This window comes from Pandoraea sp. NPDC090278 (assembly GCF_044772185.1).
Classification (GTDB): domain Bacteria; phylum Pseudomonadota; class Gammaproteobacteria; order Burkholderiales; family Burkholderiaceae; genus Pandoraea.
Genome location: NZ_JBIVYJ010000003.1, coordinates 443610 through 457194 on the forward strand (window position 1 = coordinate 443610; position 13585 = coordinate 457194).

Sequence of the window (13585 nt, forward strand, 5' to 3'; positions counted from 1 at the left end):
GATATTCGGCGGGCTTCGAACGCTGTGGTAACAATATCTCGCCTTGTGCACAATAGTATCTCTGAGCCTTCGATGTCGGGGGCGGAGCCCTTGGGAGCCGGGGCCCATCTGGGTTTGCTCAATGCCCTCGAAATTGTCGGCGCTCATCTTCATGAGGTTTGCGAGCACATATATGACGATGCGAAGACTTCCGCAAATTTGCTAGGAGAGGAGATTCCTTGGCTGGCGCGTCCGCAACGAGAGGTCGCTGGATCCTAATTCGCATGCTTACGGTGGCCCCTGTAAGGGGCTACCTCATGTGAATTTCCAAAGAAAATTCCAGGAGCAACATCTTGGCAATTCCTTCGAATGAAGACTTTCTGTCGGCGATCACTCTAATTGATGCGTCCGATTTGGGGCACATGCGAGCCACAATAAAGCCTGAAGCGTTCATGTCGGACGACAAGCGTCGCGTGCGGATGCTCATTGAAGACGTCGTTTGGGCCAATGCGCGGCGGGCAAGCAGGGTGGCGCAAGAGCCGGCAGTTATTTGGCTGCTTGATCAACCATCGATTCAAAACCTGTGGCTGTGGCCTAAGGTGAATCTCTCAACCCTTTTGGTTTCGAGAAGCCCAGAGCAGACGGTTGAGATGATTGAGTGGTGGCTCCGCGATCTCTCTGAGCTGGCTTGCTATGACGGCGAAGAAGAGGAGTCGCCTTACGCGGAGAGGCGTCGGTTGCGCAAGTTTGATCATACGCTGAGTTGGTTCTTAGACACCGGGTTTGGCAGCGCTCTTCGGTGGATCCGTCGCGTTCTCAGCGCATTCCATGAATATTTCCATCATAACGATGCCATAGACAAGATCCTTGACGACAGGCGACAGTTAGAATCAAGAATATCAATGATTAATGACGGTGCCTCGGCCATGGTCAAACTCTTGGCGGATCCGTATTTCACGAGGTTGTATACGGATTTGACTGCTCTGCGCATTGTCGCTCTTGATCGTCCCGATAGGAATATGCAAGACCTTTCGGACATGGCGACCGAAATGGTCGCGTTCGCAAATGCGCTGGCTGTGACACAGGCCAACGTCACGGCCAACACTTATCCAGTGCTTCGACGTGACCAAACATCGCCGGAACGCTTGCTCGTGGTTCGTTTGACAGCGGCAAACATGGGGCTTTGGTTGCGGCGTCGTGCCAACGTCACTTTGAAACTGCTGGATGTTGAGGGAGTTGTCAATCGATTAGACGCAAGAACCGTCGAGCGCATTTCGGCGGCGTCCGCGAAACGCAGTGATTTGCGCGGCGAATACAGGCGAAGAGAGATTGAAGGGCGAGACGCGCCACGACATGGAGTGGTTGCTAACGACGTCAATGAATCAGCCGTCAATTAAACGCAAAAAATATACGGATTGTTGTCGTTCACATCTGGTCCCTAACGGAATACCATCGTTTCACATTGTTGCCCAATACACCTGATTGGGGAACGTCGAGTTGCCTAATATGGAATTCGTGCCGACATCAATTTCGCCGCTTGAGGCGGCAAGAACGGGTCTCCAGATTGCGCACAACATTCGGTTTCGACAGCACGATGCAAGGGGCTAGGCTGTCGGGGTGTACAACACGACGCAAGTACCCGGACTTTTCTGCGGTAGGGCACTAGGGGGTTTTTTTGATGACCCACTACGGTCAAAACGCAATCTTCTTGGCTTGCGCAGCTGGGGCATTAAGCCAGTGTAAGATTTAGCCAAGGTTGTCGGGCCACGCAAAATAAATGTGGCGCGTGCCCAGATGGGCCCAGTAAATTTGATTTGGCGGCAGAAGTTGGGCCGTAAAAAGAGACGAAGCCCCGGACACGTAGCAGTGAACGGGGCTTCAAGGCGGGAAGCGTGTGACTTTCTCAGGGTACGGCACGCAACCCTTTCACCATTCGCCGAAGCGTCTGGTAGGCACCCATGGTACGGAGTAGCATCCGTAGGCACGTGTACCTACGAAGAATGTAAACGACTTTCCAACTCGCATCTAGCATTTTATGGGCAGTTGTGGCTATTCGTTTGCAATCTTGGGCGATTTCGGCATCCCATTTTTGGGGATGATGTATGTCGAAAGCTGCTAATTCTGGCACTTCTGTGCCCAAAGACCTTCCTCTGACTGGCTTTTCGCGCTGGTCGCAGATCAAGCCCTTTCTCCCCGTTTGTCGCGAGACATGGCGTGCCATGTCCGCCGAAGGTCGGGCCCCCAAAGCGATCCGGCTTACTCCGCGCTGCACCGTCTATAGCAACGAAGAGTGTCACCGGTACTTCGCTGATCCCCTCGGCTACACGCAACCCACAGCCTAAGCGGGGACGTCATGGCTATTCAAACTTCGCTGCGCCGTGTTGGCCGCTGCGGGGCGGCGTTCGCCCTTCAACCTCCATTTTCAGTGCTCGGTCCGTCTGTCGAAGACCGTGAACGTATGCCTAATCTGGTCCGAGCAAACGATGAGGCCCGCGAGCGGCGCATCACGCTGCTCGGCGCCTTGATGATCAGCACGCCCAACCGCGTTCTTCGATCCCTTTGCTGGCGCCGGATTCGTTTCGAGATTCATCAGCGAAGCGCAGGGCAGGTTCGCCGCATGGAAGTCGATCTGGGGCTGCTCTGATGAAGACAGCCCTCAAGCGCTTGCTCATGGCCTGCTACTGCCGCGGCATCTTGCCGCCGCTCATCGTCGCGAAGTTGTATGACGCATTCGGCCTCTCTCGGCACTGACCGACCTTCTTCAACCGGGGCAGCGGATGTACAGCCGAGCCATGTGTTCGCTGTGCACGTGGTACGCCCCGACCCAATTCAAGTCAGCGAGATGGACAGCACCGCCATGTCTGAATCCCCAACGCCAATGACTCCCGCTGGTTGCGATTTGCGCAACTTCCGGGAAATGCCAATCGACGTGCCGCGACTTCTCCGGTCCGACCTCGCACATGACGAGTCTCCAGAGGCCTGTTGGTCTGCGGTCTTGTTGTGGTGCGTCTCTTGGCATGAAGTGCCCGCAGGCTCTCTCCCCGACAACGATGAATGGCTCGCGAAGCGCACGGGCTATTGGCACAAGGGAAAGCTCGACGAGACTTGGAATAGTGTGCGCGATGGCGCGCTTCACGGATGGGTGAAGTGCAGCGATGGGCGGTTGTATCACTCTGTCGTCGCTGAAAAGGTGAATCACGCCTGGCACGCAAAGCATCGTCACGCACATGCAAAGCTGTGTGAGCGACTCCGGAAACGCAATCGAGGGCGTCAGGAAAATCACATGCTTCCGCTGGAAATCCCAGAGCTAGACCCATGGGTGGCTCGTGGGTGTCCGCTGGAATCTGATCTTTTTCCTGAGGAATTCGGTGGAGCTTCCTCCGGAACCGGAAGAGCTTCCGCTGGAAATATGGATGATGCACCGGGCGGTTCCGCCGGAATTCCGCCGGAAAATGCTCTTAAGGGAGAGGGAATAGAACGGAGAGGAGAGGATTTAATAAATACAAAACCCTTGTCGGGCTCACCCGACGATTCTCGTCTCGACGACGAAGCTGACTCCGAATCCGATGAGGTTGATTCAAGCGCCATGGCTGGCGGCGATGTCGCCGAAGTCATTGCACACCTGAACGCCAAGACCGGCAAGGCATTTCGCACGGTCGAGGTGAACGCGAAGCTCATCCGTGCTCGCCTAGCCGAAGGAGCGACGGTTGATCAGGTGAAGGCCGTCGTTGATGCCAAGGTGGCGGAGTGGCGCGATGACCACGAGATGGTGAAGTATCTCCGGCCGAGCACGCTGTTCAACGCCACGCGATTCGAGCAGTACCTCGGCCAGCTCGGCGGCCTCGCCTCAACCGGTAGGTCGGAGACTGACGCTGGCTCCCCTGGAGCGTGGTGGGTGACAGCCGGTTTTGCCAGCGAATGGGAGGCCCGCAACGACTACTGTGTCCCGGGTAACGCGCATCTCTGGCGCGACCGCCGACCAATGAGAAAACTGCCGGGTGTCTACGTCGAGCCGTGGCCGGAGGGCGGGGTATGAACGCGAAAGAGCTCGCCCAAGCGATGGCTGAGAGCGTCACGCAGATCGTCGAACACCTCCTGCCTCAGGGCAAGAGGGCCGGGAAGGAATGGAAGGCTGGCAGTACCGGGGGCGAATCCGGTGGCAGCCTGTCCGTGTGCATCTCCGGAGCAAAGCGCGGCGTATGGAAGGACTTCAACGCCGGTGTCGGCGGCGATCTGCTCGACCTGTGGATGGAGTGCCGTGCCCTGTCGATCGCGGATGCGATGCGAGAAGCCAAGCGTTTTCTCGGTATCCGGGATGACATGCCCCAGCGTCCAATGCCGAGCTACAAGCGGCCGGCAAAGCCGCTATGCCACAAGCCCACGTCCCTCGTTGGCGATTGGCTCAGTGCTCGTGGCCTGAACGACGTGACGATTGCCGACTTCAAAGTTGCCGAGCAAGTGCGCGGTGAGAAGACTTTCGTGATTTTCCCGTACATGCGCGACGGTGAACTGATCAATGCGAAGGCCAGAAACATCGTCGACAAAAAAGACATGCGCCAGGAGGGAGGAGCTGAACCGTGCCTGTTCGGATGGCATCTGATCGACCCGAAATGCAGAGCTATCGCGATTGCCGAAGGTGAGATCGACGCAATGTCGCTGCACCAGATGGGGATCCCGGCCCTGTCGGTCAACGCTGGCGCGGGGAACCACCAATGGATTGATTCCGATTGGGATCGTCTGGAGCGATTCAGCGAGATTTACCTTTGCTACGACGCGGACGAACCTGGGCAGAAAGGCGCACGAGAAGTTGCTAACCGGCTCGGGCTCGAGCGGTGCCGCATCGTTAAGTTCGGCGAGGCGAAGGACGCGAACGATTTCCTCTTGGCCGGGGCGGTAGCTGAGGATTTTTGCCAGTGCCTCGAAGCGGGCAGAACCTTTGATCCCGACGAACTCAAAACTATCGACCAGTTCTGGGGCGGAGTGAAGGCGTTATTTCATCCGGCCCATGGCGCTCAGGCAGGCCCTTACCTTTCATTTTGCGGCCAACACGAGTTCTGGTTTGAATTGCGCCCCGGCGAAGTTACTGTCTGGACTGGCTACAACGGCCACGGTAAGTCGCTCCTGCTCAATCAAGTTCTCGTTGGCCTGATGTTCCAAGGCGAACGCGTCTGTGTGTTCTCGGGAGAAATGAAGCCAGACCGTCAAGGGCAGCGGGTCGCGAAGCAGTTGGGCGGATTGAAACGTCCCACGCTCGAATATCTTGACCATATGGCGGCGTGGTTGGGTGACCGCATGTGGCTGTTTGACCTGCTCGGTACGGCCTCGATTGACCGCTTGATCAGCGTATTCACTTATGGGTTCAAGCGCTACGGAATTAGGCAGTTCGTGATCGACAGTCTGATGATGACTGACGTGCTGGAGGACGGCCACGGCGCAATGAGCTCGCAAAAAGAGGCCATGCGGAAGATCACTGCGTTTGCCCGACAAATGGGTGTTCATGTGCATCTGGTCGCCCATCCGCGCAAGGGGCAGGACGAAAAGCGCTCGCCCGGAAAGATGGACGTGTCCGGCAGCAGCAAGATTACCGATGCGGCCGACAACGTTTTCGCTGTTTGGTCTGCCCAGAAAGAGGCGGACGACTTGAGTACTGATCAGCCTGATGCGACGTTGACACTGTGGAAGCAGCGTAACGGGGACATGCAACATCGTAGCCTATGGCTGTTCTTCAATCGCGAGGCTCAACAGTTCAGCAGAAATTCAAGCCGCGCGGCTTTTACCTATCTGAGCTACCCGAGCCCCCGCGCCGAGACGAACGCAACGGCAGATGAATGATGAGAATTCAGTCTTCGATACCGCTCAATGCATTCTTCGCCGACTGTAATGCCCGGTTATAGGGGCTGATAGTTGGCCGACGTATTGGATGACGTTTTGACTGGGAGAGATGAATGCTCACGCCACGAGACTTCGATTGGTCCGAACTGATCTTCGATCTAAAGCGAACTGGCATGGATCACGGGGAGATCTGTGGTGCTTTGAACGGCTGCGTTAGCGAAAGCGCGCTCCGCACTTATATCGCCGGTGCGCAGCCCGGGCACTGGAGAGGGGAGATGCTTCTAACTCTTTGGTCAAACAAGACCGGGAAGCAGCGGGCGCAAGCGCCGACGCGTCCGGCGCCGTTGCGCAATCAAGCCGGGGCAAGGATCTAACGGGGGAATCGTGGCAAAGCTTACAAAGAAACAGCAACGATTCGTCGATGAGTACCTGATTGACCTGAACGCTACGCAAGCGGCGATTCGGGCTGGGTACAGCGAAAAGACGGCATATGCCATTGGTGCAGAGAACCTGAGCAAACCTCAGATTTCGGAGGCTGTAGCCGAAAGGATGAAGGATCGTGAACGCCGGACGGAGATTACTCAAGATCGAGTACTGCAAGAATTGGCGCGAATCGCATTCTTCGACATTCGCAAGCTGTATCGCGAAGACGGATCTATGAAGGCCCCGCATGAACTGGATGATGAGGCGGCTGCCGTTCTCTCTGGCGTTGACGTCACTGAGGAGTTCGCCGGTAGCGGGGAGTCTCGGGAACACGTTGGATACACGAAAAAGGCCAAGGTATTCGACAAGGGATCTGCTCTCGCGCTGGCAATGCGCCACCTCGGCATGCTCAACGACAAGTTGCAATTGACGCTTCGTCCGAAGGTGACTGTGAAGGATCTGACGGGACGCAAGGACAAATGAGCCAGGAAGAGATTCAGTTTCACTACAAGCCTCAAGGCGAAACCTTGGAGCGCTACATCATGTCGCGCGATCCCCGGGTATTCATCAAGGGGCCGCTCGGTTCGGGGAAGACGAACGCCAGTTGCTGGAAGGCGTTCACGGCGATGATCGAGCAGGAGCCGGACTCTGAGGGCGTGAGGCGAAGTCGAGGGATTGCTGTTCGCAATACCTATCCTGACCTGTTGTCGACCACGGTCAAGGACTGGCGCGACATGTTCGATGATCTCGGCCGATTTGTCGGTGGTGGTCTCGAGCCACCGACGCATTACCTTTCGTTCGATCTTGACGACGGCACTCGCGTTGAGTCTGAGATGGTGTTCATCGCACTGGACAGGCCCGAGCATGAGCGGAAGCTGCGAGGCTTGCAGGCAACGTTCGCATGGGTCAACGAAGTCAAGGAACTGGCGAAGGCGATTATCGACATGCTGGACTTGCGTGTCGGCCGGTATCCAAAGAACGTCCGTCCTACGTGGTTTGGGATCTTCGGTGACACGAACGCCCCGGACAATGACCACTGGTACTACAAGGCAGCCGAAGAAGAAAAGCCAGAGGGGTATCTGTTCCTAAGCCAGCCAGGAGGGGTAATCCGCGACGGCGACGGATGGATGGTCAATCCGGACGCAGAGAATCTGAAGAACCTGCCGCCCAGATATTACGAGCGCGGCATGCAGGGTAAAAAGCAGGAGTGGATCAAGGTCAACCTTGCCAATGAATACGGCTTCGTCATGGACGGTAAGCCGATCTATTCAGGCTACGTCGATTCGATTCACTGCCGTGCGTTCGAGTTGAACAAGTCGCAGCCTATCCTCATCGGCATGGACTTTGGACTGACGCCTGCCGCCACATTTGGGCAGCGCACGCTCATGGGGGCATGGAAGGTTCGTTCTGAGCTGGTGGCAACCAACATGGGCGCGAAGTCTTTTGCCCGTGAGATCAAGAGCCACGTGGCCCAGATGTATCCGGGCTTCGACATCGGCACGCTGACGGGCGACCCTGCTGGAGACTCCCGCGCGCAGTCGGACGAGAGCACGCCGTTCCAGATGCTCAAGGCTGCAGACCTCGTTGCAAAGCCTGCGCCGACGAATGATTTCTTGATCCGGGTCGAGGCAGTTGATGGTGCTCTCGGGCGGTTGATAGACGGCGAGCCCGGGCTACTTGTGCATCCAGATTGCAAGGTGCTGCGCAAGGCAATGAGCGGTGGGTATTGCTACAAGCGTCTGCAGGTTTCGGGGGAGCGGTTTGCCGATAAGCCCGACAAGAACACCTTTTCCCACGTTGCCGAGTCGCTGCAATATTTGCTGCTCGGTGGTGGCGAGCATCGAGAAGTCCTCGGCAGAAAGCGTGTATCCGTGAACCGCTCGTCACGCGCTACCACTGATTGAATCGCAGAACTCTGCGTGATGTCGCGCCTAGATTGTGCGGGTACAAAGCACATAGGCGCGCATCATGAACCTGTTCGGGGGCGGAAGCCCTTCACTCCCAGACCCGCCCAAGCCTGCCGCCCCGCCCGCAGTGACGGACACTCAGACGCAGGTTGACCAAGAGGCCGACCGTCTGCGCCGTCGACGCGGCACTGCTTCCACCATTCTCGCAGGCGACACAGCTACGGTGCCGACGTCGTCCGTCGCAACCAAGACGCTGTTGGGGGCGTGACGACATGACGAATGACGATTCGCTCGTCGTCAGTCGGGCGCTCGCCCAGCTAACCCAACTCAAGAACGACCGATGGGCGTTCGAAGAGCAATGGAATCAGGTCGTTGATCGCGTCCTGCCGCGTCACCCTGGGTTCAATCGAGGCAAGCGACAGCCTGGCACGGTGCGTACGTCGAAGATGTACGACGCCACGGCATCGCTTGGCCTTCGCCATTTCTCGGCGGCGATGGATTCCATGATCACGCCGCGAACTCAGAAGTGGCATGGGCTGAAGGCTGAGAACGAGGCGCTTGCCGACAACCCGAACGTCAAGGCGTATCTGGAACAGGTCACTAACGTCCTGTTCACGATGCGGTATCGGTGGCGTGCAGCGTTCCAGCAGAACATGGGCGAGGTCTATACCTCGCTGGGGGCATTTGGGTCCGGCGGTCTGATGATTGAGGACTCTGTATCGAGCAACGGGGCGCTCTATCGACGCGTGCCTATTCAGCGTCTGTACTTCGCCGAGAATGATCAGGGCGTTGTCGATAAGGCTTACATGTGCTGGCCGCTGACGGTGCGCCAAGCTGCTCGGAAGTTCGGGAAACAGAATCTTCCTGTCGGCATGGCCAACCTTCTTGAGCGCGAGCCGGAGAAGGTATTCGACTTTCTGCACGTCGTTCAGCCTCGGTTCGACAGGGACGTGACGAAGGTCGATCCGCAGAACATGCCGTTTGAATCGCTATGGATCGCGATTGAGGGCGGCAAGATCGTCAATCGAGGCGGTTTCCGGACATTCCCGGTGCCGATTGCTCGTTTCTACGCTGACGACGATAGCCAGTATGGCGCTAGTCCTGCAATGGATGCGCTACCTGATATCAACATGGTCAACGAGATGGAGCGCACCAATATCAAGGGCGCGCAGAAGGCCGTTGACCCACCGTTGCTTCTCCCGGAGGACGGCGCGCTTGAAGGGTTCGACCTTCGCTCTGGCTCCCTCAACTGGGGAGGCATGGACGATAAGGGTAACGAACTGGTCAAGCCATTGCTGACCGGACAGCGGGTCGACATCGGCATCGACTACACGAATCAGAAGCGCGAGGTGATCAACCTGGCGTTCTACGTGAACCTGTTCCAGATCCTCGTAGACAGTCCGCAGATGACCGCGACAGAGGTCCTGCAGCGCGCCCAAGAGAAAGGCATCTTGCTCGCGCCGAGCATGGGCCGCGTTCAGTCCGACATGCTCGGCTCGATGATCGAGCGTGAGATTGACATCGCTTATCACGCCGGACTGCTGCCGGAAATGCCGGATGAGTTGATCGAGGCTGGCGGCGGTGTATCGGTCGAGTACGACAGCCCGTTGAATCGGGCGATGCGCGCGGAGGAAGGGATATCAGTTCTTCGCTGGCAACAGGCATCGGCCCCGTTCATCCAGGCCGATCCTCGCGCAGCACGCGTGATGAACAGCGAGCAGATCGTTCGCGGTCTCGCTGACATCTATAGCGTCCCATCGAAGTTCGTTAATACCGAAGAAATCGTTCAGCAGGAAGACGAAGCCGCGCAGCAGCAGGCTCAAGCCGCTGCGTTGCTGCAGGCTGCTCCTGTTGCCGCAGGCGCGGCGAAGGATCTCGCTGACGCCAATGCCACCGTTCAAAACGCACGCATATGACAAAGATATTTGACCTCGTTCGACGGATGGCCGCACGCCGATCCTCGTATCGATCCTGCTTCCTCGACCGTGATGGAAAGCTCACCACCGCTGCCGCAATCGTAATGGGCGACTTGGAGCGGTTCTGTCGCGTCAATCAGACGACGGTCGTTGTCTCTCCTGTTTCGCGTGTGATCGATACGCACGCAACCATGCTGGCCGAGGGTCGGCGAGAAGTCTTCAATCGACTTCGTTATTACCTCAATCTCACCGAAGAGCAACTCAACCAAATCAAGGACCGAAGCGATGATTAAGCGATTTCTACGAATGGTACTCATGGACGAGGCATCTGGCGCAGGTGGCGATGCAGGGTCCGCAGGCGGCGCGGCAGGTGGTGGAGGCGACGCCGCAGCTGCTGGCGCGGCTGCAACTGGTGCCTCTGGCGAATCTGGTGGCGTGGCTTCCGCAGCAGCGGCCGGTGCTGCAAGTTCGCAGGAATCTGCGACTTCATGGCTGCAATCTCTCACCGATGCCGATGTTAAGACGTTTGCCGAGCAGAAGGGGTTCAAAGATGCTGGCGAAGCAGTGAAAGCGCTGCGTGACGTCGAGGCCAAATACACGATTCCGGAGTCGGCAGATGCATATCAGTTGCCGGTGCCGAATGGACAAGATGGAGCGTTCGCAAAACAGGCAGCTGGCTGGTTTCATAAGGCCGGTATTCCTGTAGAGCAGGCGAAGGCTCTAACGGCTGAATGGAACTCAGCACAGGCGGCGCAGGTAGCCGCGCACCAACAGAAGGTTCAGCAGGAAATGACCGCACTCAAAAGTGAATGGGGCGGTCAGTACGAAACGAATCTAGAGCTCGGGCGTAGGACGATGAGAGCCTTTGGCATCAACCCCGAGTCGATCGACAAGATTTCCGGCCAGTTGGGAGACGTGGAGACCATCCGCGTGTTTCAGCGGATCGGTCAAGGATTGAGTGAGGGAACGCTTAATCCGGGCAGTAGTGGCGGGAGTGAGGCGGGTTCGGTAGATCCGGATGCTGCACGAGCTGCCCGAATGTTCCCGAGCATGCAGGCTAAGTCCTAAAGGAGAACGTCATGGCCATCATCGGCGCCAATAACCTTGGCATCATCGACATCGCCAAGCGCCTCGACCCGAACGGCGATACCGCCGATGTGGCCGAGATGCTTTCGCAAAGCAATCAGATTGTCCTCGACATTCCGTTTGTCGAGGGCAACCTGCCGACCGGCAATCAGAGCACCATTCGCACCGGCTACCCGGCGACCGTGTGGCGCAAGCTGTATCAGGGCACGCCGCCGTCGAAGAGCACCACGGCTCAAGTCACGGACACATGCCGCATGCTCGAAGCCCGCAGCGAAGCCGATGTGAAGGCCGTGAATATGGCTAACGATCCGGCTACGTTCCGCCTGGACGAGTCGCACGCCTTCATCGAGAAGATGGGGCAGGACTTCTGCACGGCGTTGCTGTACGGCGACACCTCGATCAACCCGGAGCAGTTCTACGGCTTTACGCCGCGTTACTCGACGATTGCGGGCGGCGGAACGTCTCAAAACATCATCAATGCAGGCGGCAGCGGGGCTGACAATACGTCGATCTGGATGGTGGGCTGGGGCAAGCGCACCGTTTTCGGTATCTATCCGAAGAATTCGAAGGCGGGCCTTTCGCATCGCGATCTCGGCGAAGGTGACGCATTCGACGGTTCGAACAATCGGTTCCGCGCCTACATGGATTTGTACCAGTGGGACTGTGGGCTGGTCGTTAAGGACTGGCGCTACGTCGTGCGTATCGCAAACATCGACGTTTCGGATCTGTCGTCCGGTACGGGCACGATGGCGAATCAGAAGCTCATCGACCTTCTGATCGACGCCAAGCACCGTTTCCCTACGCTCGATGGCGTGATGCCGCGCCTTTACGGCAACCGTACGGTGCGCGCCGCTCTGGACAAGATGGCCCTGAACAAGTCGAGCAATGCGCTGTCGATTCGCGAAGCAGCCGGTCAGTTCCAGACGACGTTCCTTGACATTCCGATTGGCACTGTCGATCAGATCCTCAACACGGAAGCTGTCGTTTCGTAAGCGATGCTCCAGCCGGTGGGCGCGTGCCTACCGGCGGCACTCCCTAGGAGAGAAAAATGATTCTCGACAAGACCGAAGAATTCTCGGATAGCCAAGCGGTTACGGCTACCGCCGTTTCGACGAACGTGATCGACACGAACCCGTCTAACAAAAACCCGATTGTCGATCTGGGCGATGGCGAGCCGGATGTATGGCTGGTTGTTCAGTGCGACGAAGCAGCCGCAGCAGCCGGTGCCGCTACGGTAGCGATTTCGCTGGAGTCTGACAGTACGGCAAACCTCGCGACATCGCCCACGGTCCACTACCAAACGCCAGCGCTGGCTCTTGCCGCTATGACGGCCGGTAAAGAACTGGTTCGCGTGAAGCTCCCGGGCGGTGACTATGAACGCTACCTTGGCGTTCGCTACACGGTGGCAACCGGTCCCCTCACGGCTGGCAAGTTTTCGGCGTTCATCGTGAAGGACGCGCAAGGCCGCAAGACGTACAAGTCCGGCTTCGTGGTGGCGTGATATGGGACTCTACCGTGCACTGCAGCGTGGCCAGATCCACGTCGACGAAGTACAGCCGACCAAGCGTGGGGATTCTGCGCTTGGTGAGCGTCGGGTTGTAAAGATCGTCGAAGAAGGTGAGATCTTCAACTACTCGGGAAAGCCCGGGAAATGGATGGTCCCAGTAGATGACGACGAGACCTCGACCGAGATTCCTGGCTCTCCCGGTACTGCGCAGGGGGAGTCCGGTGGGCGTCGCGTGAAGAAATCGACCTCGACCGATACGCCCGGCGATCAGGGCGTAGGCGAGTCGCTGTAACCGGCTAGGAATCCCGTGGCGTCCGACGTCCTCATCGCAAACCGCGCGCTCACCAAAATTGGTGCAGCGCGCATCACTTCGCTTGACGATACATCGAAGTCAGCGACGACAATCGCGTCCATGTTCGAGACTGTGCGTGATGCGGAGCTTCGTGCGCATCGTTGGCATTTCGCCAAGGCTCGCGCCAAGCTTGCCGCGCTGGCTACGCCTCCGCTGTTCGACTTCGAAAGCGCGTTCCAACTCCCGGCCGATTATCTATCGCTCATTCAGGTTGGCGCGCTGATCGTCTATCCCAAGACCGATACGCGTGGCCTCTTCAGCATCGAGGGTGGCCAGATCCTCACGAACCTTGGCGCTCCGCTGAACATTCGCTATATCAAGCGGATTACCGATCCAAACCTGTTCGATGCGCTCTTTATCGAGGCGTTTGCTTGTCGCCTTGCGGTCGAGTCATGCGAAGCGCTCACGCAAAGCGCTACCAAGCGCCAGTTGGCTGCAGGCGAGTATGACGCGGCTGTACGCACTGCGATTCGTATGAATGCCATTGAGCGGCCGTCGCAACCTCTCTCAGATGACACATGGCTTGAGTCGCGTGGTGCTGGCTCGACCTACGATTACGAACGCCGCTGGCGCTAGGAGGAAC

13 protein-coding genes are annotated in these 13585 nt (G+C 57.7%); 12 read left to right on the forward strand and 1 reads right to left on the reverse strand.

Annotation, left to right across the window (positions count from 1 at the left end; genetic code table 11):
* Window positions 1-332: 332 nt before the first annotated feature.
* From ACIQWO_RS14310 to ACIQWO_RS14340, 7 genes are all read left to right on the forward strand, one after another.
* Window positions 333-1376 (forward strand): hypothetical protein, encoded by a 1044-nt coding sequence (locus ACIQWO_RS14310; protein WP_402824898.1) that lies wholly within the window; start codon window positions 333-335, stop codon window positions 1374-1376.
* Window positions 1377-2332: 956 nt separating this feature from the next.
* Entirely contained in the window at window positions 2333-2623 is a 291-nt protein-coding gene (locus tag ACIQWO_RS14315; protein WP_402824901.1) for a hypothetical protein, read from the forward strand.
* Between the two features lie 639 nt (window positions 2624-3262).
* Window positions 3263-4015, forward strand: coding sequence for a conserved phage C-terminal domain-containing protein (locus ACIQWO_RS14320; RefSeq protein ID WP_402824904.1), 753 nt, complete (start codon window positions 3263-3265; stop codon window positions 4013-4015).
* On the forward strand, window positions 4012-5811 hold the full coding sequence (locus ACIQWO_RS14325; RefSeq protein ID WP_402824907.1) for a toprim domain-containing protein: 1800 nt from the start codon (window positions 4012-4014) through the stop codon (window positions 5809-5811). Before ACIQWO_RS14320 ends, ACIQWO_RS14325 begins: the two co-directional genes overlap by 4 nt.
* A 384-nt stretch (window positions 5812-6195) precedes the next feature.
* Complete coding sequence (locus tag ACIQWO_RS14330; protein WP_402824910.1) at window positions 6196-6717, forward strand: terminase small subunit; 522 nt, start codon at window positions 6196-6198, stop codon at window positions 6715-6717.
* Window positions 6714-8138, forward strand: a complete 1425-nt coding sequence (locus ACIQWO_RS14335; RefSeq protein ID WP_402824913.1) for a TerL — start codon at window positions 6714-6716, stop codon at window positions 8136-8138. Before ACIQWO_RS14330 ends, ACIQWO_RS14335 begins: the two co-directional genes overlap by 4 nt.
* Before the next feature lie 275 nt (window positions 8139-8413).
* Window positions 8414-10057, forward strand: a complete 1644-nt coding sequence (locus ACIQWO_RS14340) for a portal protein (protein ID WP_402824916.1) — start codon at window positions 8414-8416, stop codon at window positions 10055-10057.
* Here ACIQWO_RS14340 and ACIQWO_RS14345 read toward each other — a convergent pair.
* Complete coding sequence (locus ACIQWO_RS14345; protein ID WP_402824919.1) at window positions 10039-10374, reverse strand: hypothetical protein; 336 nt, start codon at window positions 10372-10374, stop codon at window positions 10039-10041. The two genes, ACIQWO_RS14340 and ACIQWO_RS14345, sit on opposite strands and share 19 nt — an antisense overlap.
* On the opposite strand from ACIQWO_RS14345, the gene ACIQWO_RS14350 reads away from it, so the two are divergent.
* The 5 genes from ACIQWO_RS14350 to ACIQWO_RS14370 are packed head-to-tail and all read left to right on the forward strand — an operon-like array spanning window position 10373 to window position 13578.
* The gene (locus tag ACIQWO_RS14350) at window positions 10373-11125 is read left to right on the forward strand and encodes a hypothetical protein (RefSeq protein ID WP_402824922.1); all 753 of its coding nucleotides are present in this window, start codon (window positions 10373-10375) and stop codon (window positions 11123-11125) included. The genes ACIQWO_RS14345 and ACIQWO_RS14350 overlap by 2 nt on opposite strands.
* An 11-nt stretch (window positions 11126-11136) precedes the next feature.
* Window positions 11137-12135 carry a major capsid protein gene (locus ACIQWO_RS14355; protein ID WP_402824925.1) on the forward strand — a complete coding sequence of 333 codons (999 nt, stop codon included), beginning with the start codon at window positions 11137-11139 and terminating at the stop codon, window positions 12133-12135.
* A gap of 56 nt (window positions 12136-12191) precedes the next feature.
* Window positions 12192-12644 carry a Bbp16 family capsid cement protein gene (locus tag ACIQWO_RS14360; protein WP_402824928.1) on the forward strand — a complete coding sequence of 151 codons (453 nt, stop codon included), beginning with the start codon at window positions 12192-12194 and terminating at the stop codon, window positions 12642-12644.
* 1 nt (window position 12645) lies between these two features.
* Complete coding sequence (locus ACIQWO_RS14365; protein ID WP_402824931.1) at window positions 12646-12942, forward strand: hypothetical protein; 297 nt, start codon at window positions 12646-12648, stop codon at window positions 12940-12942.
* A gap of 15 nt (window positions 12943-12957) precedes the next feature.
* Complete coding sequence (locus ACIQWO_RS14370; protein WP_402824934.1) at window positions 12958-13578, forward strand: hypothetical protein; 621 nt, start codon at window positions 12958-12960, stop codon at window positions 13576-13578.
* The last annotated feature ends 7 nt before the right edge of the window (window positions 13579-13585 follow it).